This window comes from Oleiphilus sp. HI0043, assembly GCF_001634935.1.
Genome location: NZ_LWEY01000054.1, coordinates 1 through 781 on the forward strand (window position 1 = coordinate 1; position 781 = coordinate 781).

Annotated in this window: 1 pseudogene; it reads left to right on the forward strand. The window is 44.6% G+C overall.

Annotation, left to right across the window (positions count from 1 at the left end):
- Nucleotides 1-41: 41 nt before the first annotated feature.
- A pseudogene (locus A3729_RS01265) lies at nucleotides 42-781 on the forward strand (hypothetical protein); the annotation flags it as partial.

Consider the following 781-nt stretch of genomic DNA (forward strand, 5'->3'; position numbering starts at 1 on the left):
ATGTTAGCAAACTACCGGTCAATTTCTTCGCTGGTGATCCCTTGAATGTTGACGTTAGCTTTAGTGAAGAAGGGAAGACAGTTACTAATCCTGATTTTTTGCAGTTATTAGATGTGCAGCTGCAGCTTAAAACAGAAAGCAATAAAACGGCTAAGAAGTCTATGTCGGATGAGGTTCCTGAAGACGGCGTTTTTAGAGAAGCTATTCGTAAGTTAAGTAAGGTCGGTCAGTATGAAGTGACGGTCTTGGTTGATGGGAAAACCTTTAAGCGTAAGAAACGCCAGATTATTAATTTGAGAGCGCCTTTTGATTTTGAATTTTCGGTTAAAGGGGAAGGAGATGAAGCTCATTATGCGCTAGTGGTCACGCCGATGAGTGAGACGATATCTCTGACTGATACCAATATATTTGCGAAGGTAAATGCTCCTGATGGGAGTAGTTTAATCAATGCCTTGGAATTAGATGCCGAGGCGGGGCGCTGGGTATTACCGATTAAGCCAGATAAAGGCGATGGCTTGTATAAAGTGGCTGTTAAGGTAAAGGCCGAGACGATTGAAGGAAAGAAATTCAAGTTCAAGCCTAAGCCTTTTGAGGCTGAGTTCCCGATACCGGCGGGTGCTTCAAATAATATCGTGTCAGTGAACGAGCAAGAAGATGCCCCAGAAGAGTTGCCTGCAGAGGCAATTGCGGAAGAAAAGGTAGAAGAGCCGAAAGCTGAAGAACCTAAAGAGGAAGCGAAAGAAGAGCTGCCTCAGCCAGCCGAAGAGCCCGTTAAGGAAGA